The following is a 23,377-nucleotide window of genomic DNA, read 5'->3' as shown; positions in this document are numbered from 1 at the left end:
TTTCAATGCCTTTCTTGTTAGCGTCAGCCCATTCACGCCCACCCCGTGCGCAATGGATTCGACCATGCCTGATCAGCAAGAATTGAGCATCACCACACCCTCCATCGCCAAAAGCGCATCGATCGCCACCATCGGCAAAAGTTGGGGCGCTGTGGGCCCGACCGGAGCCGCCTCGTTCGAGTTGCCGATTCCAACGTCTGCCGGGCGGGGCTGGGATCCTCAGTTCTCGCTGAGTTACAGCAGTCAGAGTGGCAACGGTCCATTCGGCCTTTCCTGGCAGCTGGCCGGCGTGGGTCAGATCAATCGCAGAACCAACAAAGGCGTGCCACGTTATACCGATCACGACGAGATCGTTGGTACCGATGGCGAAGTGTGGATGCCGGAGCTGGATGAAAACGGTGAAATCAAATTCCGTGAAGAAAACACCTACAACGGCGTCGACATCGGCCCGTACAGAGTGGTGCGTTACTGGCCGCAAATCGAAAGCGACTTTGCCTTGCGCGAGCGTTGGCAGCGGCAGACCCGAGAAGCCGATCCACCGGTTTTCTGGCTGATACACGGCGCCGACGGCTCACTGCACCTTTACGGCAAGACCGAAGCGACACGCGTCGCCGACCCCGACGCTCCCGGACGCATCGCCGCTTGGCTGCTGTGCGAAAGCATGAACGCACGTGGTGAACACATCTGTTTCGAGTACAAGGCCGATGATCAGGATCCCGACCCGCTGCATGACTACCGCGCCCAGCGCTATCTGCGCCGCGTGTGCTACGGCAACTTCACGGCCAGCAGCAATCTGTATAGCTGGACCACGGACAATCCGACCGAACTGGACTGGCACTTTCATCTGCTGTTCGATTACGGCGAACGCAGCACATCACTGACCGATATTCCTGCTTACGACGGTGACACCCTGAAACCCTGGACAGTCCGCCCCGACCGTTTTTCAACCCATGGTCGGGGCTTTGAACTGGGCACGCGCAGACTGTGCCAGCAAGCGTTGCTGTTTCATCAGTTCTCCAAGGAAAAAACCGAGCAACCGAAACTGGTACGCCGCCTGCTGTTGGAATATCACCAACCGCAAAATATCGCGCAGTGGGCCTACAGCCAGATCAGCGCGGCGCACTATCAGGCATTCGATGCGAGCGGCATTGTCGAAAACACGCCGCCGGTCGAGTTCGACTATGCCCCCTTCGACATCAATAAAACCCCGGCGCGCTTCTTCGAAACCGATGTCCAGCCGAGTATCGAGGACGGTGGTTTTTACCAGTGTGTGGATCTTTATGGCGAAGGTGTGCCGGGTTTCCTCTGCAGTTATGACCAGGCCTGGTACTACCGCGAACCATTGCGTGCGACCAAGGGCACCGATGAAATCGGCTATGGGCCATGGACCGCACTGGAAAAGATTCCGCTCGCCGATCGCAACCGTCCGGTCCAGCAACTGCTGACCGACCTGACCGGTGACGGTCGGCTCGATTGGGTCATCGCGCAACCGGGTATCAGTGGTTTTCGCACCCTGACAGAACAACGCGAGTTTGCCGACTTCGTCCCCTTCGGCAAATTCCCACCAGAGTTTTTCAACACGCTCTCGACACTTGGCGACTTGAGCGGTGACGGCTTGAGTAGCCTGGCGTTGATCGGGCCCAGCTCCGTGCGGTTGTATGCCAACGAGCGCGAACAAGGCTTCGCCGCGCCTGAAGAGGTGCTTCACCAACCCGACGACGACCGCTTGCCACTGTTCAGCAATTCGCGCACAGAACTGGTGCTGTTGGGCAACCTGCTGGGTAGCGATATGCCCGAGCTGTGCCGGATACGCCATGACGAAATCCGCTGCTGGCCGAACCTGGGTCACGGCCGGTTTGGCACAGGCCGCAAGATCAGCGAGTTGCCCTTCAACTACGAGCAATTCGATTCATCCCGCGTACGTCTGGCCGATCTCGACGGTTCCGGTGCCGCGTCGCTGATTTATCTGATGTCGGATACCTTCGAGATCTACCTGAATCGCGGCGGCAACGGCCTGGAGCAAATACCGATCAGCGTGCCGTGGCCCGACGGCGTGCGCTACGATCGCCTCTGTCAGGTGAGTTTCGCCGATCTGCAAGGCCTGGGCTGCGCCAGCCTGATCCTGACGGTGACGCACATGCAGCCGCAGCATTGGCGCTACGATTTCGTTTCGGCCAAGCCGTATCTGTTGACCAGCAGTAACAACAACATGGGTTGCAGTACCAGCGTGGTCTACCGCAGCTCGGCGCAGGAATGGCTGGATGAAAAACGCCGCCTGCCCAGCCTTAGACGTTTTCCGGCTTGCCACTTGCCGTTCCCGGTGGCGGTGGTCAAAAAACAGCAGCAACTGGATGAAATCACCGGCAACTGCCTGACGCAGCGCTTCACCTGGTGCGAAGGTTTTTACGACCGCGTTGAGCGCGAGTTCCGCGGTTTCGGCTTGCTGCAGCAAACCGACAGTGAGAGCGCCAGCAACGATGAGGGAGAAGGCTTCAGCGAGCCGATGCGGGTCTTCACCTGGTTTCATACCGGGCAATCGATGAACCGGTCGCGTGACGACTATTTCAATCACGACGCACATTCGGTGCCACTGGGCGATACGCTGTTCAGCCGATATCACGAGGCGGACGACTGCGAGGAACAGCTGGATTCTTCTGACGCCGACACTCGCTACCAGATCTGCCGGGCACTGGTCGGCTCGGTCACGCGCATCGAGACCTATGCCGATACTGGCGAGGATGTTCCGCGGATCACCACGCCTTATACGGTCGAAGAAATGCGTTATCGGGTGCGTCAAGTGCGCGAGCAAGGCGCCTATGCCGCCGCAGTCTTGCTGCCGCTGGTGGTGGAAAGGATCAGCTACCAGTACGACGGTTTCGTCGATGACCCCATGTGTCGCAACGATGTGGTCCTGCGCTACAACACTTACGGCCAACCGACGCATTCAATCACAGTGAGCTACGCCAGGCGGCTCACCGAAACCGATACGCCACCGTTCGACGATCTTGATCAACAGCAGTGGTGGTACGACGCCCATGACCCGGCACAACGGTCGTTCTACCTCAATGAAAGCCGTTCTGTGTTCATCGATCTGGACAAGGATCCGCAGCATTGGCGTCTTGGTTTGCCCTATCAACAGCGTGGCAATGCATTGGTCTTGTCGTCCAATGGCACACTTCCCACCGGGCTTACACCTGCGCAGGTGTCCTATGAATGCCTGATGGAACATGAGGATTCGGCGTACTGGAATACCGAACGGGTGCTGACCACACAGTCCGTGCAGCGTTACGTGAGTACCGATGGCAAGCTGCTGGACGATGGCATTGCCGGATTCGAGGCATTGACCGGCCCCATGGAAGTGGCCCAACTGGACAAAACCGCGCTGGACGCTTACAGCGTTTTAGCGGATTTTGACGTACGCGGCGAACTGGAAAAGATCGGTTACCTGCCGATGCCTTTTCTGTTCTGGGAGGACTCCTCGGGCAGCGCCGAGCACAATCTGTGGTCGGCAAATTACAACTGCGCCGAATACGCCGGCCTCGACGGTTTCTACAAGGTGCGCCGCTATCGCGAAACCCTCAGCCATGGCTTCACTCACGCCGTATACGACGCGTATGCGCTGGCTGTCACCCTCGTGGAACTGCCGGATGGCTGTACCACCTGCATCGAGTACGACTACCACGCGCTGCAAGCGCTGAAAATCATCGATGCCAACCTGAACACTCATCAGGCGTTGTATGAACCTTCCAATCAGCCCCTGGCCACCAGTTTTTATGGCTCAGAGAACAACAGGGAAGCGGGTTTCAGGCCACTGAGCGAATACAAACTTCCGCAGGACCGGAGCCCGGCTACGGCAATTGCCAACCCGACCGATGCCGTGCAAAAAGCCGCGAGTACCCTGCGCAAGGATCTGTTCAGCTGGATGGGGCAAATTGCCAACCACACCCACGCCACTACGACATGGATTGCCCGGGGTTATCTGCTGCCCAGCGGCCACATCAGGGCCAGTACACGCCGCCAACTGACCCGGCGCAGCGGCGCCTTGACGCCTGATGAACAGGCGCTGCAAAACGCCATCGCAACAGTGCATCGCGAACCAGTGCACAGCGTGATCCTCAGTGCCGATCGTTACCCCGACGATCCGCTGGCGCAGATCCAGATCACCAAAGCCTGCGTCGACGGTTTTGGCCGGGCTCTGCAAACCCAGCAATTGGTCGACCCGGGCAAGGCGTATGCCGTGGACGACGACGGCTCGCTGATTATCGAGGATGGTCAGATCAAAGTGGTCGATGCCAACCCGCGCTGGCGCATCAGCGAGCGGGTCGAATACAACAACAAAGGCTTGCCCGTTCGTCAGTACCGCGCGTTTTTCGCCAACACCTATACCTACGTCAACGATCAGTCCCTACGCACACTGAGCCATCACGATCAGCTTCGCTATGACGTCAAGGGCCGCCAGGTCGGAATGGTCAATGCCAAGGGCGACTTTTCCCGAGAGACGTACCACCCTTGGTATCACACCAGCGAAGACTTCAACGACACCGCCGAGCTGTCATCGCCAACCAAGGCATCGCAGCCATGATTGCCAACGTGCATCGCCGTACACCTGCACTGGCGGTAAGCGATGCGCGTGGTTTGCCAGTGCGGCAGGTCGGGTACTTGCGCAGTGTGACGGCCGACAGCCCCGTAGCGCTGGTAACCCGTCGGCAGCATGACTACGCCGGGCGTCTGGTCGAGCAATGGGATCCGCGCTTGTCGGCACCCTGCCTGACCACGGTTTACAACCTGGACGGCACGGTATTGAAATCCGACAGCGTCGACGCCGGCTGGCGCCTGACCCTGCCGGGTCTGGCCGGCGAGCCGTTGCGGCGCTGGGATCAGCGCGGTAGCCATTGGCAGACGATCTTCGATGAGCAACTGCGGGTGGTCGCGGTCGAGGAAAATGGCCAACCCGATGTCGACGTTTTTACTTACGCCGACGCCTCGGCCGAAGCCGGATACAACCGTCGCGGCCAGTTGCTGGAACAGAAAGACCGTTCCGGTTCGTTGCTCACGGACAGCTTTTCCCTGACCGGCCAGCCGCTGCGGGAAACCCGCACGTTCCACGACGGTGAGCCGTTCACCACTCACCATGTGTTCAGCTCGCTCGGCGCGCTGCTCGAGCAGACCGACGCCGGTGGCCATCGGCGACGCTCGCGCTACGGCCTGGCCGGGCACCTTCGGCAGGTACAACTGTTGATCAGCGGCCAGAGCCAATGGCAGCCCGTGTTGCTTGATGCGCAGTACAACGCCGCCGACCAGATCATCGAGCAGCAGGCCGGTAATCTTGTCCTCAGTCGCTGGACGTACGACCCGGCAGACAGTCGTCTGCACACTCAGTCCAGTCGCAAAGACACCGGCGCAGTGCTGCAAGACCTCGAATATTTCTACGATCCCGTCGGCAATATCACCCGCATCGAAGACCACGCCTTTCAACCACGTTACTTCGCCAATCAGTTGATCGATGGCCACCGCAACTTCACCTACGACTCGCTCTATCGGTTGACCAGCGCCACCGGCTACGACGACGCCCCGCCACCGGACATTCCCGGCCTGCCGCAACCGGGCGACCCGAACAATCGCCTCAACTACACCCAGACCTACCAGTACGACAACGGTGGCAACCTGATCGAACTGTGTCACGTACGCGCCGGCAACAACTCGACCCGGCAAATGTTCATCGATCTGAAGAGCAATCGCGGGGAACGCTGGAAAACCGGCGACGAGCCGCCGGATTTCGACACTTTGTTCGATCGCCACGGCAATCAACTGACCGTGCAACCGGGCCAGCCACTGCTCTGGAATGCCCGCGATGAGCTGGAAAGCGTGATCCTGGTCCAGCGCGATGGCGGTTCCAATGATGCCGAGTACTACGGTTACAGCCAGGGTATGCGCGTGTTCAAGCGCCACGAAACCTTCGCTGCCAACGCCGAACATTTCCACCAGGTGCGCTATCTGCCCGGGCTTGAAATCCGCACCCGCGACAGCGGTGAAGAACTGCACGTCATCACGCTCGGCAACGCCCGCTGCCTACATTGGGCAGCGAAAAAAATCGATGAAATCGCCAATGACCAAATGCGTTACAACCTCGAAGATCATCTCGGTTCCAGCGTGATGGAACTGGATCAAGACGCCGTCATGATCAGCCAGGAAGGCTATTACCCCTTTGGCGAAACCGCGTGGATGGCACCGAACTCGGAAACCACGTACCGCTTCATCCGCTATTCGGGCAAGGAAATGGACGTCAGCGGTTTGTATTACTACGGCGCACGCTATTACGCGCCGTGCTTGCAGCGCTGGATCAGCACCGACGCAGAGCAGGCGGATGGTCTGAATTTATATGCATTCGTGGGGAATAACCCGGTCCGTTTTATCGATCCGGACGGTAACACGCGGGCAGAAAGCGTGATCATGCTGTATTCGGCGTTTGCTTCCGCCGTAGAAGGGCACTCCGAGGAAGTACTATGGCAACTACACAACATCATTAATCAAAATGTTGCACTGAACATGGCGGTGAATCTGGCGGGAGAAACCGTCAGAGGTATTGTCGGTTATGAAGGTGGATCTTTGGGCGGCACCCAATTTGACACCCTGTTTCCAGCACTTGAAGTGAAACCGAACGTGTTGAAACCTTCATCGTTGGTCGGTGGCAACATCGGGGGTGATGTCGCTGGGGCCATCCTTGAGCCGGTGGCAAACCATATCGGCCTGCAAGTCGGGCCTTTGATCCCGCAGACCTCGCAAATGTCCGTCAGCGCGATTGATCAAAGCCTGGGGATCGAGGCCCCCGTCAAGGAAATCAATTCATGGAAAGACTTCAAGAGCGAAGTGCTGCATCCGGCACTCAATTCGTTATTCAACCCATTATTTTTAATGAACAGGGTATTCGGGTCAGTGGTGGGGATTATTCCCGGCGCGCTTAATATGGGAAGTCGGGCGCAGGAAGCACAAGACATCAAGAACCGGCTTGACCCGGTGAAAATTGAAAAGATCGAAAAAATGCTCAGCGACTGGAAAGCGGCCATCGAACAACGGTCTGCATGGGCGGAAAACGCTTTTGACGCATTGGGCGTTGACAGTGTTTCGCCTGCCAATGTGCTCCCGAATGTCAATGCCAATACTTCCAGCGAAACGCTGGCCATCATTACGCGCTCTGGCTTGCAACAGAAAAACCGAGCCGTACTCGCCAACATCGCACAGGCTCAGGCCGGACTTGCGCGATACAAAGAGATGGGGACCACTGACAATCTGTACAAAGCAAGACAACGGCATCTTGCATCAAAAAAGCCGGGAAACACCTTGCTCACCAAGTTTAAAAACGGTCACTGAAACCATGCATTCACGCACGCCCTCCCTGACAGTGATTGACGGACGAGGCCTGCCAGTCCGCAAGGTCGCCTACCTGCGAAGCATGGCAGGCAACACGTCAAGCACCCTGGTGATCTGCCAGGAACACGATTTAGCCGGGCGTCTGATCACGCAACGCGACCCGCGCTTGTCCATGGCGAACACGGCAACTGTTTATTCGTTGAATGGCAATGCGGTGCTTATCGACAGCGTGGATAGCGGCTGGCGTGTGGTGCTGCCAGGGCTGGCCGGTGAACCTTTGCGCAGGTGGGATCAGCGCGGCAGCCATTGGCGCACGTGCTTCGATGAACAACTGCGGCTCGTGGCCGTCGAGGAAAATGGCGAGGTCGATGTCGATGTGTTCACCTATTCCGACGCCTCGGCCGAAGCCGGATACAACCGTCGCGGCCAATTGCAGGAACAGAAAGACCGTTCCGGTTCGTTGCTCACAGACAGCTTTTCCCTGACCGGCCAGCCGCTGAGCGAAACCCGCACGTTCCACGACGGTGAGCCGTTCACCACTCACCATGTGTTCAGCCCGCTCGGCGCGCTGCTCGAGCAGACCGACGCCGGCGGCCATCGGCGACGCTCGCGCTACGGCTTGGCCGGGCACCTTCGGCAGGTACAACTGTTGATCAGCGGCCAGAGCCAATGGCAGCCCGTGTTGCTTGATGCGCAGTACAACGCCGCCGACCAGATCATCGAGCAGCAGGCCGGTAATCTTGTCCTCAGTCGCTGGACGTACGACCCGGCAGACAGTCGTCTGCACACTCAGTCCAGTCGCAAAGACACCGGCGCAGTGCTGCAAGACCTCGAATATTTCTACGACCCCGTCGGCAACATTACCCGCATCGAAGACCACGCCTTCCAGCCGGTCTATTTCGCCAACCAACTGGTCGACGGTCACCGTGATTTCAGCTACGACTCGTTGTACCGACTGGTCAGCGCCAGCGGTTACGACGACGGCCCGCTCTCGGACATTCCCGGCCTGCCAACGCCCACCGACCCTAACAACCGCCTCAACTACACCCAGACCTACACTTACGACACCGGCGGCAATCTGGTGAAACTGGTGCATGTACGGGCCGGCGCCAACCGCACCGTGCAGATGCGCATTGATTCAGTCAGCAATCGCGGCGTGCGCTGGAAACCGGATGATCCGGAGCCTGACTTCGGCACACTGTTCGACCGCCACGGCAACCAGCAGAACCTGCAACCGGGACAGGCCATGCACTGGAATGCACGGGATGAACTGCAACGCGTGACGCTGATTGCCCGAGACGGCACTGATGACGATGCCGAACACTACCGTTACAGCCAGGGCGTGAGGGTGTTCAAACGCCATGAAACGTACACCGACAGGACTGTGCACTTTCATCAGGTGCGCTACCTGCCGGGCCTGGAAATCCGCAACAAGGACAACTGCGAAGAACTGCACATCATCTCGGTAGGCAGTGCGCGTTGCCTGCATTGGGCGAAAAAACCACCCGATGAAATCGCCAATGACCAAGTGCGTTACAACCTCGAAGATCATCTCGGCTCCTGCGTGATGGAGCTTGATCAACAGGGCGACCTGATCAGCCAGGAGGGTTACTACCCGTTCGGTGCCACAGCGTGGATGGCCGCACGCCACGCCGTCGAAGTGGGCTACAAATTCATCCGTTATTCGGGCAAGGAGATGGATGTCAGTGGCTTGTACTACTACGGCGAGCGCTACTACTCGCCGTGGTTACAGCGCTGGATAAGCGCCGACCCGAATGGCGATGTCGATGGCCTGAACCTGTACGCCATGGTTGGCAACAATCCACTCCTGTACGTCGACAGGACCGGCGGAAAAAAAGCCGTATTCGAATTGCTTGGCGACTTTCTCGGGATGCTGGACAAGGCTCAGACAGCGGCGAACCAGATACATAATCTGGCGACTGAATTCGACGGGCTTGTTCCGGAAAACGCCGACATCAACGAACTGCGTGCAAGTATGACTTTCGGCACCTTCCTCAAGTCAAAACACGGCATAAAATCGGTCTTCAAGGGAATAGCTGCGGGAGGTACGGTAGTCGGGCTCTTGGGCAGCGTCGTACCGGGTGCCGGGAATGCCATCGGCCTGGCAGTCGGTGCGGTTGTCGGAGCCGTGGCGATGCCTTTGTTACGCTACCACTTCTTCAAGAAAGGTCTGAAGTTGGCGCAAACGCTACACACTCAAGAACTCAAGGATGGCCTGAATACACTCGGCGAGACTGTTTCAAACGGGGTCGAAACAGTAAAGGACCTGGTCAATGGCGGCGCCGCCCTGATCGACGGCATCAAAACCTTCACCAATAACCTCAATGCCTACTCTGAGGATATTCAGCAAAGGTTCTACAAACAGCTGGACTCACTGGATGACGAAAAACAACGTCAAGTCATGAAGCTGGCGAGGACCGGAGTCGACCCGTTCGATGCCATCGACAGGATAAAGGAAACAGCTCAGACAGTACTCAACGCGCGTAGCGAAGCCGAAGAGGTTACCGAACGTCTGCAGCAACTGGAACAATCAATCGCTGAAGAACCGAGACCCAGACCCGTTCCCAAACCGAGGTTGAATCTCCAGCTTCGACGCCAGGCGCGGGAAACCGCTGTCTGAGCGACGAGGTTCGCGCGAACATCGCGCTTCGCCACGTGGGCGCATGCTATCGTGCCCGCCCGTCCTGCCGACCCTTCGCCCAGCATGCTGCCGACTTCCCGTACCTTGCGTCTGTCGTTGTATACCCTGCTGATCATTGCCGGCGCAGCGCTTGCCGCCATGCTTGCGATCCGCCACGCCGAACGCCAGGCGCTGGAGGAAGACGCCGCCCGCGCCAACCAGCAACTGGCGTTGTACGCCAATTCCCTGCACACCCTGATCGACCGCTACCGCGCCCTGCCCGCTGTGCTGGCGCTTGATCCGCAATTACGTTCGGCGCTGGCCGGGCCGGTCGATGCCGACGAGCAGGCGGCGCTGAATCTCAAGCTGGAAAAGATCAACGGCGCGGCGCAATCCTCGACCCTTGAACTGCTTGATCACACGGGCCTCGCCGTAGCGGCGAGCAACTGGCGCTTGCCGAGCAGTTACGTCGGCCACAATTACGGTTTCCGCCCCTACTTCAGCCAGACCCGCACCCAAGGCACCGGGCGTTTTTACGCGGTGGGCGTGACCAGCGGGATTCCCGGCTACTTCCTCTCCAGCGCGGTACTCGGCGATAACAATGAGTTCCTGGGGGCGATGGTGGTCAAGCTGGAATTCCCCGAACTTGAACGCGAATGGAGCCAGGGCAACGACACGCTATTGGTCAGCGATGCACGCGGCATCATTTTCATCGCCAACCAGCCCGGCTGGCGCTATCGCTCGTTGCGACCGTTGAGCGCCAGCGATCTGGCCGAGATCAAGGCCACCCGTCAGTACGACAAACAGTCGCTGGTGCAACTGACCCATCTGTCGCTGCGCCTTTTCGATGACAACAGCGAACTGCGCCGGGTCGAAGGCCCGCAAGGCACAGCAGATTATTTGTGGGAATCGCTGCCGCTGGCCGCCGAAGGCTGGACGCTGCACCTTTTGCGTCGCCCGCAAGTGGCGTTCGAAGACCTGCGCAACGCCGGGCTCGCCGCTGCCGGCGTGTGGCTGGCGCTGGTGTTTCTGCTGCTGTTTCTCAACCAGCGCTGGCGCCTGTCGAAAATCCGCCAGCGCAACCGTGAAGAGCTGGAGCAACTGGTCGAGGAACGCACTCGCGAGTTGCGCACCGCACAGGACGGTCTGGTGCAATCGGCCAAACTCGCGGCATTGGGCCAGATGTCCGCCGCGCTCGCCCACGAAATCAATCAACCGCTGACCGCTCAGCGCATGCAACTGGCGACGCTGCGCCTGCTGCTCGACCATGGTCGGGTCGATGACGCCTATAAGGCACTCAAACCGGTAGACGATATGCTCACGCGCATGGCCGCCCTCACCGGCCACCTGAAAACCTTCGCCAGAAAAAGCCCCGGCGGTTTGCGCGAGCGCCTGGATCTGGCGACGGTGGTTGATCAGTCCCTGCAACTGCTCGATGCGCGGCTGCGCGACGAACAGGTCAGTCTGGTGCTGCACCTGACTCGTCCGGCGTGGGTACGCGGTGATGCGATCCGTTTGGAACAAGTGCTGATCAACCTGTTGCGCAATGCACTCGATGCGATGCAAGGCAAACCGTGCAAGCGTCTGGAAATACGCCTGCAGGCCGATGAGCAACTGTGGCAACTGAGCGTCAGCGACAATGGTGGCGGCATTGCCGCAGAGCATCTGAACCAGGTATTCGATCCGTTCTTCACCACCAAACCGGTGGGCGACGGTCTGGGTCTGGGCCTGGCGGTATCTTTCGCCATCGTCCATGAGTCCGGTGGACGTTTGAGTGTGGAAAATGGCGAGACCGGTGCGGTGTTCACCCTGTCTGTGCCGATCGATCTGGAGGCACGTATCTGATGCTCAATTCGGTAATGGTGGTCGATGACGAAAGCAGCATTCGCAGCGCAGTCGAGCAGTGGTTGAGCCTGTCGGGCTTTGAGGTGCAACTGTTCAGCCGCGCCGAAGAATGCCTCGCCGCACTGCCCGCGCACTTTCCCGGAGTGGTCCTCAGCGATGTGCGCATGCCCGGTCTCAGTGGTCTGGAACTGCTGGCCGAGGTGCAGCGCCGCGATGCCGACTTACCGGTGATTCTGCTCACCGGTCACGGCGATGTGCCGATGGCGGTCGAAGCGATGCGCGACGGCGCCTACGACTTTCTGGAAAAACCGTTCAGCCCGGAAACATTGCTCGGCAGCCTGCGCCGGGCCTTGGAAAAACGCCGGTTAATCCTGGAAAACCGTGCCCTGCACGAGCAGGCCGACAACCGCGCCAAACTCGATGCGACGTTACTCGGCGTGTCCCGTGGGTTGCAGACGCTACGCCGGCAGGTACTGGATCTGGCAGCGTTGCCGGTCAACGTGCTGATCCGTGGCGAAACCGGCAGCGGCAAAGAGTTGGTGGCGCGTTGTCTGCACGATTTCGGCCCGCGTGCGGACAAACCATTCGTGGCGCTCAACTGCGCGGCGATCCCGGAGCAATTGTTCGAGGCCGAACTGTTCGGCCATGAAAGCGGTGCGTTTACCGGGGCGTCCGGCAAGCGCATCGGCAAGCTCGAATACGCCGATGGCGGCACGCTGTTTCTCGATGAAATCGAAAGCATGCCGCTGGCTCAGCAGGTGAAGTTGCTGCGGGTGTTGCAAGAGCAGAAGCTTGAGCGCCTGGGCTCGAACCAGAGTATTCGGGTGGATTTACGGATCGTCGCGGCGACCAAACCCGACTTGCTCGATGAAGCCCGGGCCGGACGTTTTCGCGAAGACCTGGCGTATCGCCTGAACATTGCCGAGTTGCGCCTGCCACCGTTGCGAGATCGCCGCGAAGACATTCCCTTGCTGTTCGAGACCTTCGCCCAGAATGCCGCTCTGCGTCTGGGCCGAACCTTTGCATCCTTGAGTGGTGCGCAGTTGAGTCATCTGCTCAGCCACGACTGGCCGGGCAACGTGCGCGAACTGGCCAACGTTGCTGAACGTCAGGTGCTGGGGCTGGATGAGCCGGCACCGGGAATTGATCCGGGGCAGTCGCTGGCAGCGCAGCAGGAGGCGTTTGAAGCGCAGTGCTTGCGCGCCGCGCTGACCCGGCACAAGGGCGATGTGAAAGCGGTGCTCGAAGAGCTGCAACTGCCGCGCCGCACGTTCAATGAAAAGATGCAGCGCCATGGGTTGAGTCGGGAGATGTTTGTTCCAGGCAGTTGAATGTTGCGGTGCCGATTCGGGCCACTTCGCGAGCAAGCCCGCTCCCACAGTGGTCGGCAGTGTTCACACGGTCTGTCCGGTGCAAGCGTGGCTTGCCCGTGAAGAGGCCGGCACAGGCAATAAAGACCTGCCCACCTCAATGAGCAATTTTCCGCTCACCACCCACCAGCCATAAGCGGATTTCCGCTCAAAAAAAACCGCCACCCCCTCTAAACCGGCCCTCTCCCCGTTGGCACAGCTCCTGCTATAGCCCCAGCAGGCTGCGTTTCTACGCGCTCCACAAAAACAATTAAACGAAGGATCCTTCAATGGATAACTCCAACGCCCTGCCTCTTGGGTCGGCTGCCGTGCCGGTCAAAGAACGAACCACCGCCAGCCGGATCAAGTCGATCTTCAGCGGTTCCGTCGGCAACATGGTCGAGTGGTACGACTGGTACGTCTATGCCGCCTTCTCGCTGTACTTCGCCAAGACCTTTTTCCCCGCGGGCTCTTCCACCGCGCAACTGATGAACACCGCCGCGATCTTCGCCGTGGGCTTCCTGATGCGCCCGATCGGTGGCTGGCTGATGGGCCTGTACGCCGACAAAGTCGGGCGCAAGAAAGCCCTGATGGCTTCGGTTTACCTGATGTGCTTTGGCTCCTTGCTGATCGCCCTGAGCCCCAATTACGAAACCATTGGCATCGGTGCACCGATCCTGCTGGTGTTTGCCCGTCTGCTGCAGGGCCTGTCGGTCGGCGGCGAATACGGCACCTCGGCCACCTACCTGTCGGAGATGGCGACCAAGGAACGTCGCGGTTTCTTCTCAAGCTTCCAGTACGTGACCCTGATCTCCGGCCAGCTCATCGCGCTGGGCGTGTTGATCGTGCTGCAACAGACCCTGACCACCGAGCAGTTGTACGCGTGGGGCTGGCGTATTCCGTTCGCTATCGGCGCGCTGTGCGCAGTCGTTGCGCTGTACCTGCGTCGCGGCATGGAAGAAACCGAGTCGTTCACCAAAAAAGAAAAAGCCAAGGAAAGCGCCATGCGCACCTTGATGCGTCACCCCAAAGAGCTGTTGACCGTGGTCGGCCTGACCATGGGCGGCACACTGGCGTTCTACACCTACACCACCTACATGCAGAAGTACCTGGTGAACACCGTCGGCATGAGCATCTCCGACTCGACCACCATTTCCGCGGCCACGCTGTTCCTGTTCATGTGCCTGCAACCGATCATCGGTGGCCTGTCGGACAAGATCGGTCGTCGTCCGATCCTGATCGCCTTCGGCGTGCTCGGTACGATCTTCACCGTGCCGATCCTGATGACCCTGCACACCATTCAAACCTGGTGGGGCGCGTTCTTCCTGATCATGGCAGCGCTGATCATCGTCAGCGGCTACACCTCGATCAACGCCGTGGTGAAAGCGGAATTGTTCCCGACTGAAATCCGTGCGCTGGGCGTCGGCCTGCCGTACGCACTGACCGTCTCGATCTTCGGCGGTACTGCCGAATACATCGCGCTGTGGTTCAAGAGCATTGGCATGGAAAGCGGTTATTACTGGTACGTCACCGCGTGCATCGCCGTGTCATTGCTGGTGTACATCACCATGAGAGACACCCAGAAGCATTCGCGGATCGTGACGGACTGATCGGGTTTCACAGCCACTGCAACGGTGGCTGTGCGGGTCCCTTCGCTGGCTTGCCAGCGAAGGGGTAACTCGGTATCAAGTCAACTCGGCAGTAGCGTGTTGTGTGCCATAACGTTTCTGCGCATAAGAAGCCCCCACGATCATCGCCAGCAGAATCCCCGCCAGCACCGCCGACGAACCAATGGTGCCGAAGTCCAGCCCACCCTTCTCATGAGACTTGGTCATCAAGTCGCCCAGCGTTGCGCCAAACGGCCGCGTCAATACGAACGCCACCCAGAACAACAACACTGTCGAAATCTTCGTGAAGTACTTGAGCAGCACCACCACAGCAATGGTCGAGCCGATCAGCAATGCGCCGCCGGCAAAACCAAGCCCCGAATCGTCGGCCAGGTAATCCCCAAGCGCGGTGCCCAGGGTGTTGGAAAACAGAATCGCCATCCAATAGAACATCTCGCCACGCAAGGTCTGCACCTTGCTGACATTGAGCGAGTCACCGCTCAGTCGCCACGCCGAGAAGATCGCCAACAGAATCGCGATCAGGATCATCGAACCGGTGGCGTAACCCAAATCCAGCGTGCGGTCCATGAAGTCGGACATGGTGGTGCCGGCGGTGCTGGTGGACAAAATCACGATCCAGTAAAGCAGCGGCTTGTAGGTCTTGGCCATCAATTGCGTGATCAGCGTCAGGACGAACACGCTGATCAGAATCAACGAGCTGATCGCGTAGCCGACATTGAGGGTCATCGACAGCAAATCCCCCGCGGTTTCCCCCAGGGTCGTCGCGCAGATTTTCATGATCCAGAAAGCCAGGGTGATTTGAGGCAGTTTATTCATCGCGGGTAACGCTCCATTGTGTGACGGCCGGTTCTTGATTTTCTGGCCGTGGGCAGACTGGCGTTGCAGCGGTGAAAAAGCGGTCGGGAATTCATGAAAAATCTGTCACAAACGGCAAAACAGCGATTAATCGCTGATTAATCCTGGCGCTGCATCCTGCCAACACCTGATCGATGACCTGCGTGTCGTTTGCTGCGAAGACGTAAGCGATTTAAATGCGCCGCCCTTAACATCAAATTAATCGATTGTTTTTAGCATTATTTTGCGCTTTTTAATCAGATTTATTGGCGTAGCATTCAACCCATGCAAGACACACCCCCAACGAATCTGGAGTAACGAACATGAAAACCAAACTGATCCTCGCCCTGACCCTGTCCGTACTGGCCGCCAACACCTTCGCAGCCGACGGTTTTGATCGCACCGGCTCGGCCATTGCCGCCGACGGCTACGACCGCACCGGCTCCGCCATCGTCGCTCAAGACGGCTACGACCGCACCGGCTCCGCCACCGTCGCTCAAGACGGCTACGACCGCACCGGCTCCGCCACCGTCGCTCAAGATGGCTACGACCGCACCCAATCAGCTTCGATCAGCTGATAATTCATTAACCAGCGCACAGCCCGGCTTCGGCCGGGCTTAGTCATTTCTGGGGCAAACAAAATGTAGGGTTCCACACAAAAACCCTGTGGGAGCGGGCTTGCTCGCGAAGGCGTCCGTTCAGTCGATACTGATGGCAACTGACACGACCTCTTCGCAAACAAACCCACTCCACAAGATTTGCATTTGTCTGGAAATTGCATCACCCGGCTTGCACTATTGCCCCTACCCAATGCACTCCAGGATCCCAAGCCATGCCCGATGACATCCATTTCTACGAACCCGCCCACGGCCACGGTCTGCCCCACGATCCGTTCAATGCCATCGTCGGCCCGCGCCCTATCGGCTGGATTTCTTCGCAGGATGCCAACGGCCAGTTGAATCTGGCGCCCTACAGCTTCTTCAACGCCTTCAACTACATTCCGCCAATCATTGGTTTCTCCAGCGTCGGACGCAAAGACAGCCTGAACAACATGGAACAGACCGGCGAATTCGTCTGGAACCTCGCCACCCGCCCGCTGGCCGAGCAGATGAACCAGAGCTGCGCGATGGTTGCACCTGAGGTCAACGAGTTTGAATTGGCAGGCCTGACGACAGTCGCGTCAAAGGTGATTTCCGTGCCCCGCGTCGCCGAAAGCCCGGTGTCCTTCGAGTGCAAGGTCACGCAGATCATTCAGTTGCAACGTGCCGATGGCGAGACAGTGCCGAGCTGGCTGATTCTGGGCGAAGTGGTCGCCGTGCATATCGCCAAGTGGCTGTTGAAGGATGGGATCTACGACACCGCCGCGGCAGAACCGATTCTGCGCGGCGGCGGGCCGGCGGATTATTTCCAGCTGGGGCCTGAAGCCCTGTTCAAGATGTGGCGACCGGGGGCCGCCAAGTAACGGATTACCAGATCAACTCGGCGTCTTCAGTGACGCCCTTGAGGCGATCCAGCTCATTGATGGCAGCGTCATCGGCGGCGATGGCGCCGGGAAACACCTGATCATCCAGCAATTTGTGAAAGCGCGGTGCACCGCCATCCACCAGGGCCTTGACCGCGATTGCCGCGTAATAACCCTTGTTGCCACCCAGTTCGACGGGGACGACTGCGGAAACTGCTTCGAAGTGTTCGAACTCTTTACGTGCCATGTCGCAAGTCCTGGCTCAGTCAATTAAGCCGGACATTAAACCCTCAACCGGCGAGTTTGTGTACCGGTGCCGAACATTGGCCGAGGGCCTGGGCTGGCGAGACATCCTTGAAGGTGTGGAAATCCAGACTGTTGACCACGAGCTCCTGCACCAGCTCGGCGAAGATTTCCATCGACGGGCTGCTGAAATACGCGGTCATCGTCTGCTGATTGCTCCAGAAACCGCAGACCATCCACAACTCGGGATCACACTGCGAATGCTGCAAGGCAAAGCTCAGGCAACCGGGCGCGGCGCGGGACGGTTCGATCAATGCGCTCAGGCGCACACCGAGTTCCGCCGAGCGCCCGGCGCGCGCTCGAACCAAGGCCATATGACTGACGGGAATCTGCTTGGACATGTTCAACCCTCCCAGGGAGTCGCGTGGCAGCCGGGGACGGGCTGCGACAGGATCCAAGATTAAGGGGCGAGCGCCAGGGGCCGTTAGTCGATTCCTGCCGTCGCGTTGCACAATCCTGCGAGACTGCGCGTTGTCGCTGCAACCGTCTGCAAAACCTCGTCACATGGCTGTCACATGCGTTTCAAGCAAGTTCCAGGCTCTGCGTCCCGCTATGGGCGGGAACATGAGCAACACCGCGCAGAATCAGGCAAGCATTTCGCAGAATGTGTCTACCGTTCACGCTTGCACAAACATATGCTCTGCTCCACTCCACATCCCTTGCCGAGGATGCCGTGCATGACGTCATTCGATCCGATTCAAGCCCCACTCGACGCCGACATGGAAAAGCAACGCGCTGAACTGGCGGCGATCATTCGCCGCAACACCACGGACGATGGCAGTTACGCCACGGCCATCGGTTCGCTGTTCATGTCGCGCCACACAAAGTCCCACGACTTCGCCCCGGTGCTGGCACAACCCGCCCTGTGCATCATGGCTCAGGGTCGCAAAGAGGTGCGACTGGTCGACGAGTTCTTCAATTACGATCCGCTCAATTATCTGGTGGTCTCGGTCTCGATGCCGCTGAGCGGGCGCGTGGTCAACGTGTCGCCGCAAGATCCGATCCTCGCCGTGCGTCTGGACATCGACCCGGCTGAGATCACCGCACTGATCGCCGACGCCGGCCCGCTCGGTGTACCGACCCGGCCGACCGGACGCGGTTTGTACGTTGAAAAAATCGACAGTGCGATGCTCGACGCGGTGCTGCGTCTGGCCCGTTTGCTGGATGCGCCGAAAGACATCGCCATGCTCGCGCCGCTGATCCGTCGGGAGATTCTCTATCGCCTGCTGCGCAGCCCGCAGGGCCATCGACTGTATGAAATCGCGATTGCCAACAGTCAGAGCCACCGCATCAGCCAGGCCATCAAATGGCTTAACGGCAACTTCGAGCAACCGCTGCGCATTGACGATCTGGCCAAGGAAGTGAACCTCAGCGTGTCGACACTGCATCATCGTTTCAAAGCGATGACGGCGATGAGCCCGCTGCAGTATCAGAAGCAATTGCGCCTGCAAGAGGCGCGGCGTCTGATGCTGGCCGAAGGGCTGGAAGCGTCGGCGGCAGGGTATCGCGTGGGGTATGAAAGCCCCTCACAGTTCAGCCGCGAGTACAGCCGTTTGTTCGGCGCGCCGCCGTTGCGGGATCTGGCGCGGTTGCGGCAGTCGGTCTGATCCAGACTTTTTACTGTGTTCGCTGCCCTCATCGCCAGCAGGCTGGCTCCCACAGTGGTGGTGTCCACAACATCTGTGTTCACTACTAACCCCCTGTGGAAGCTAGCCTGCTAGCGATGGCGTCAGTCCGGGCCACTCAATTTCAGAGCGCCCGGATCACATGCTTGATTTCCTGAAACGCCGACAAGCCCCACGGCCCCAATTCGCGGCCGATGCTGCTCTGCTTGTAACCGCCCCACGCCGTCTGCGGGAAGATCACCTGCGGCGCGTTGAGCCACACAAGCCCCGCCTGCAGAGCGTTGGCGACCCGGTCGGCGGTCTCGGCGTTACGCGTCACCACACTGGCGACCAGCCCGAACTGGCTGTCGTTGGCCAGGGCAATCGCCTCGGCTTCGCTGCTGAAACGGCGCACGCACAGCACCGGGCCGAAAATCTCTTCGCACCACAGCGCACTGTCGAGGGGCACGTCAGTGAAGATCGTCGGCTGTAAAAAATAGCCGCGCGGCAGATCCGCCGGACGGTTACCACCGCACACCAGCTTCGCCCCGGCACTCAACCCACGGTCGATGTGGCCGAGCACACGCTGATACTGCGCCTGATTGACCAGTGCGCCCATTTCCACGTCCGGATCGAACGGTTCGGCTACGCGGATTTTTTCCGCGCGGGCCTTCAGGCGCACGAGAAACGCGTCCGCCAATTCATCGGCAACCAACACCCGGCTGGTGGCCGAGCACATCTGCCCGGCGTTGAAGAAACCGCCGCCACAGGCCAGTTCCACCGCCAAATCAAGATCAGCGTCTTCGAGCACCAGCAGCGAAGATTTACCGCCCAGTTCCAGGCTCACGCCCTTCACACTCTCGGCGGCGCGCTGCATCACTTGCACACCGACAGCGTTGCTACCGGTGAAGGAAATCCTGGCGATACGCGGATCCGCCGACAGCGGCGCCCCCACGGCCATACCGGTACCGCAGACCACGTTGAAGACGCCTTTGGGCAGGCCCGATTCAGCGATGATTGCCGCCAGTTCCAACTCGGGCAACGGCGTGACTTCCGACGGTTTGAGCACCACACAGCAACCGGCGGCCAGGGCCGGGGCGAGCTTCCATGCGGTGGTGACCATGGGAAAATTCCACGGCACGATCAGCCCGACCACACCGCACGGTTCGCGGCGCAGACGTGCGCTGAAATCATCGCTGGGCAGCGGCACCTCCGTGTCTTGTTGCGCGTCGAGGCCCTCGGCCAGTTCCGCGTAATACTCGAAGGTGGCGATCACGTCGTCGACATCGATGCCCGCTTCGAATTGCGGTTTGCCGTTGTTGCTCGATTGCAACTTCATCAAGTCCTCGCGGCCATTGCGCACGCCGTTGGCGATGTTGCGCAGGATCGCGCCGCGTTCGGCCCCCGTGGTGGTCGACCAATCCTTGAAGGCTTCGGCGGCCACGGTCACCGCGTGATCGACGGCCCGCTCATCACCGCCATTGACCGTGGTCAGCAGCGCTTCGGTGGCCGGGTTGATCACGCGCAAATGCTCGCGACCGGCCGACCATTGGCCGTTGATGTAGAGGCCGTCGAGTGTGGTTGGAAAACTCATCATTTGGCCACCGCCTGCATCCATTGATGCTGGTCGATTTCGATCACGCTCGGCCCCTGACGATCCGTCGCGGCGCGCAGCGCACCACGCAATTGCTCAACCGAGCTGATCGCCTCGGCCGCGCAACCCAACGCCTTGGCCACACCAATGAAGTCCGGGGCGTAGATGTCGACGCCGACCGGTTCGATGGCGCGGTTGACCATGTATTTTTTGATTTCTTCGTAACCCTGGTTATTCCACAGCAAGACGATCACTGGCGTGCGCGCTTCGACGGCGCTGGCCAGTTCCGGCAGGGTAAATTGCAAACCGCCGTCGCCGATCAGGCACACCACTGGCGGGCGCGCACCGTTGTCGCAGTGGCCGCCAAGCCACGCACCGATGGCTGCCGGCAAAGCGTAACCGAGGGTGCCGTAACCGGTCGACGAGTTGAACCAGCGGCGTGGACGCTCCGGGTTGAAGGTCAGGTTGCCGGTGTACACCGGTTGCGTGGAGTCGCCGACGAACACCGCGTCCGGCAATTCGTCCAGGACCGTTTCGAGGAAACGCGTCTGGGCCTGGGTCGGTGCATCCCAGGTCGCGGCCAGATCATCACGCAGACGTGCCGCACGCATCTGGCCCCAATCGTTGCGGCGCTCGGCCAATGGTTTGTGCGACAACGCACTGAGCAGCGCCTGTGCCGCGTTGCGCGAATCGGCGACCAACGCGAGATGCGGCGGGTAGTTGCGCACCGTCTGATCAGCATCGATATCAACGCGCAGCAGCTTGCCGGGAATCTCAAAACCGCCGGCGAACGTGACGTCGTAATCGGTCTCGGCCAGTTCGGTGCCGATCGCCAGCACCACATCGGCATCGGCGACCAGTGCACGAGTGGCAACCAGGCTTTGCGTCGAGCCAATCAACAGCGGATGACTGGACGCCAGCATGCCTTTGGCGTTGATGGTCAGTGCCACGGGCGCGTCGAGCAACTCGGCCAGTTCGGTGAGTTCAGCGGCAGCATCAATGGCACCGCCTCCAGCAAGAATCAACGGACGCTGGGCGCCGGCCAGCAACTCGGTCATGCGGCTCACGGCGGCCGGCGCAGCGCCGGCCCGGTCGATGTTGACCGGGACGCTGAGGAGCAAGTCATCAGCCTCCTCAACCAGCACGTCCAACGGGATTTCGATATGCACCGGACGCGGTCGCCCGGCCTGAAACAGCGCAAAGGCGCGCGCCAGCACCACCGGCAACTCAGCGGCCGACATCAGCGTGTGGGAGAACGCCGCGACGCCCGCGACCAATGCGCCCTGGTTCGGCAACTCGTGGAGCTTGCCACGCCCGCCTCCCAACTGGCTGCGCGACTGCACGCTGGAGATCACCAGCATCGGTATCGAATCGGCGTAAGCCTGGCCCATCGCCGTGGTGATGTTGGTCATGCCGGGGCCGGTGATGATGAAGCACACGCCCGGTTTGCCACTGGTGCGCGCATAGCCGTCGGCCATGAACCCGGCGCCCTGCTCATGCCGTGGCGTGACGTGGTTGATGCTCGAACGGGCCAGCCCGCGATACAGCTCCACGGTGTGTACCCCGGGAATGCCAAACACCTGCTCGACCCCGTAATCCTCGAGTAACTTGACCAGTACTTCGCCACACGTCGCCATGTCGATTGCCCTTTATATTCAGTTGAAACACAGGGCCCTGGGTGGGAGCGGGCCGTGGAATGGGCTCATTGAACGGGCAGCAGGTAGCGGCAACAATCGATTAAAAGTCATACTAGCCATGTCCTCACGTCATACCTTGGATCCCAATGAAGCGATTGCCTCCCCTGCCCGCCCTGCACACCTTTCTGATCACCGCGCAGTGCTGCAACTTCACCCGGGCGGCCGAGCAGTTGCACATCACCCAGGGGGCCGTGAGCCGACAGATCGCCGGGCTTGAGGATCATCTGGGTTATGAGCTGTTCATTCGTCAGGCGCGTGGCCTGGCGCTGACGAGTGAAGGTCGCGAATGGCTGCCACGGGTGGAGAAAATCTTCGGCCTGATCAGCGAAGGTACCGAGCAGATCGGTCTCAAGCGCCAAACCCTGCAAATCAAGGCGCCAAGTTGCGTGATGCGCTGGCTGGTACCGCGTCTGCTGCAATGGCAGAGGGAACGCCCTGACGTGCCGGTCAAACTGACCACCACGCTGGCCCATGGCGTGGACTTCCAGCGCGAGCCATTCGATGCGGCGGTGATTTACGGAGCGCCGCCGGACAACTCCTCCACAGCCCTGCATCTGTTTGATGAGCAACTGACACCGGTCTGTTCGCCCGCGTTGTTGAAAGGCCCGCCGGCGTTATCCGCACCGTCCGATCTGCAACAACATCTGCTGCTGCATCCGACCGCAGACACTCAGGACTGGACCGTGTGGTTGACGGCCGCCCATCTGCAATTGAGCAATGTGAACATGGGCCAGCATTTCGAGACGCTGGATCAGGCAATGTCGATGGCGTCCCACGGGACGGGTGTGGCGATCGGGGATTGGTCGCTGATCGGCGATGACTTGCGTGCCGGACGACTGGTGATGCCGTTCGAGCTGAAGGTGAAGACGGGGCTGGCGTATTACGTGGTGTTGCCGCAAGGCGGGGAGCCATCACCGAAGCTGGAAGAACTGATGATCTGGCTGGTGGAGCAGGCCCACACCCGCTGAACACCCTAATCGAATGTACAAGCGGGCTTGTTCGCGAAAGCGGTGTATCGGTCACCCATCAGGTTGACTGATACTCCCTCTTCG

The 23,377-nt window shown here is 59.7% G+C and carries 15 protein-coding genes; 10 read left to right on the top strand and 5 right to left on the bottom strand.

Annotation, left to right across the window (positions count from 1 at the left end):
- Nucleotides 1-64: 64 nt before the first annotated feature.
- The 6 genes from AACY50_RS11590 to AACY50_RS11565 all read left to right on the top strand — a co-directional run bounded on the left by AACY50_RS11590 (nt 65) and on the right by AACY50_RS11565 (nt 14,813).
- Nucleotides 65-4,582 (top strand): SpvB/TcaC N-terminal domain-containing protein, encoded by a 4,518-nt coding sequence (locus AACY50_RS11590; RefSeq protein ID WP_339538586.1) that lies wholly within the window; start codon nt 65-67, stop codon nt 4,580-4,582.
- Nucleotides 4,579-7,368, top strand: coding sequence for an RHS repeat-associated core domain-containing protein (locus AACY50_RS11585; protein ID WP_339538585.1), 2,790 nt, complete (start codon nt 4,579-4,581; stop codon nt 7,366-7,368). The genes AACY50_RS11590 and AACY50_RS11585 overlap by 4 nt, the downstream gene beginning before the upstream one ends.
- Before the next feature lie 4 nt (nt 7,369-7,372).
- The gene (locus AACY50_RS11580; protein ID WP_339538583.1) at nt 7,373-10,009 is read left to right on the top strand and encodes an RHS repeat domain-containing protein; all 2,637 of its coding nucleotides are present in this window, start codon (nt 7,373-7,375) and stop codon (nt 10,007-10,009) included.
- An 84-nt stretch (nt 10,010-10,093) separates the two neighbouring features.
- Complete coding sequence (locus tag AACY50_RS11575) at nt 10,094-11,854, top strand: ATP-binding protein (RefSeq protein ID WP_339466634.1); 1,761 nt, start codon at nt 10,094-10,096, stop codon at nt 11,852-11,854.
- Entirely contained in the window at nt 11,854-13,185 is a 1,332-nt protein-coding gene (locus AACY50_RS11570) for a sigma-54-dependent transcriptional regulator (protein ID WP_339466621.1), read from the top strand. Before AACY50_RS11575 ends, AACY50_RS11570 begins: the two co-directional genes overlap by 1 nt.
- Before the next feature lie 308 nt (nt 13,186-13,493).
- The gene (locus AACY50_RS11565) at nt 13,494-14,813 is read left to right on the top strand and encodes an MFS transporter (protein WP_221734371.1); all 1,320 of its coding nucleotides are present in this window, start codon (nt 13,494-13,496) and stop codon (nt 14,811-14,813) included.
- 75 nt (nt 14,814-14,888) lie between these two features.
- Here the strand turns inward: AACY50_RS11565 and AACY50_RS11560 are convergent, their stop codons facing one another.
- The gene (locus tag AACY50_RS11560) at nt 14,889-15,647 is read right to left on the bottom strand and encodes a COG4705 family protein (protein WP_339434054.1); all 759 of its coding nucleotides are present in this window, start codon (nt 15,645-15,647) and stop codon (nt 14,889-14,891) included.
- A gap of 341 nt (nt 15,648-15,988) precedes the next feature.
- Between AACY50_RS11560 and AACY50_RS11555 the strand changes: the two genes are divergently transcribed.
- Nucleotides 15,989-16,243 (top strand): hypothetical protein, encoded by a 255-nt coding sequence (locus AACY50_RS11555; protein WP_339538581.1) that lies wholly within the window; start codon nt 15,989-15,991, stop codon nt 16,241-16,243.
- A gap of 254 nt (nt 16,244-16,497) precedes the next feature.
- Nucleotides 16,498-17,127 (top strand): flavin reductase family protein, encoded by a 630-nt coding sequence (locus AACY50_RS11550; protein WP_339538580.1) that lies wholly within the window; start codon nt 16,498-16,500, stop codon nt 17,125-17,127.
- Between the two features lie 4 nt (nt 17,128-17,131).
- Here AACY50_RS11550 and AACY50_RS11545 read toward each other — a convergent pair whose 3' ends face one another.
- Together AACY50_RS11545 and AACY50_RS11540 are read right to left on the bottom strand one after the other, a co-directional pair.
- Nucleotides 17,132-17,374 (bottom strand): hypothetical protein, encoded by a 243-nt coding sequence (locus tag AACY50_RS11545; protein ID WP_339434057.1) that lies wholly within the window; start codon nt 17,372-17,374, stop codon nt 17,132-17,134.
- A gap of 43 nt (nt 17,375-17,417) precedes the next feature.
- On the bottom strand, nt 17,418-17,771 hold the full coding sequence (locus AACY50_RS11540; RefSeq protein WP_339434058.1) for an antibiotic biosynthesis monooxygenase family protein: 354 nt from the start codon (nt 17,769-17,771) through the stop codon (nt 17,418-17,420).
- 336 nt (nt 17,772-18,107) lie between these two features.
- Between AACY50_RS11540 and AACY50_RS11535 the strand changes: the two genes are divergently transcribed.
- Nucleotides 18,108-19,037 (top strand): AraC family transcriptional regulator, encoded by a 930-nt coding sequence (locus AACY50_RS11535; RefSeq protein WP_339434059.1) that lies wholly within the window; start codon nt 18,108-18,110, stop codon nt 19,035-19,037.
- 142 nt (nt 19,038-19,179) lie between these two features.
- Here the strand turns inward: AACY50_RS11535 and AACY50_RS11530 are convergent, their stop codons facing one another.
- A complete protein-coding gene (locus AACY50_RS11530) occupies nt 19,180-20,628 on the bottom strand; it encodes an aldehyde dehydrogenase family protein (RefSeq protein ID WP_339495185.1) in 1,449 nt (482 codons plus the stop codon).
- Nucleotides 20,628-22,265, bottom strand: coding sequence for a 5-guanidino-2-oxopentanoate decarboxylase (locus tag AACY50_RS11525; RefSeq protein ID WP_339466628.1), 1,638 nt, complete (start codon nt 22,263-22,265; stop codon nt 20,628-20,630). The genes AACY50_RS11530 and AACY50_RS11525 overlap by 1 nt, the downstream gene beginning before the upstream one ends.
- 146 nt (nt 22,266-22,411) lie before the next feature.
- On the opposite strand from AACY50_RS11525, the gene AACY50_RS11520 reads away from it, so the two are divergent.
- Nucleotides 22,412-23,293, top strand: coding sequence for a LysR substrate-binding domain-containing protein (locus tag AACY50_RS11520; RefSeq protein WP_339434062.1), 882 nt, complete (start codon nt 22,412-22,414; stop codon nt 23,291-23,293).
- Nucleotides 23,294-23,377 lie beyond the last annotated feature (84 nt).

It is taken from the genome of Pseudomonas sp. RA_15y_Pfl2_54 (assembly GCF_963971015.1).
In the GTDB taxonomy this organism is placed as follows: domain Bacteria; phylum Pseudomonadota; class Gammaproteobacteria; order Pseudomonadales; family Pseudomonadaceae; genus Aquipseudomonas; species Aquipseudomonas baetica_A.
This window is presented reverse-complemented; position numbering and strand designations above follow the sequence as displayed.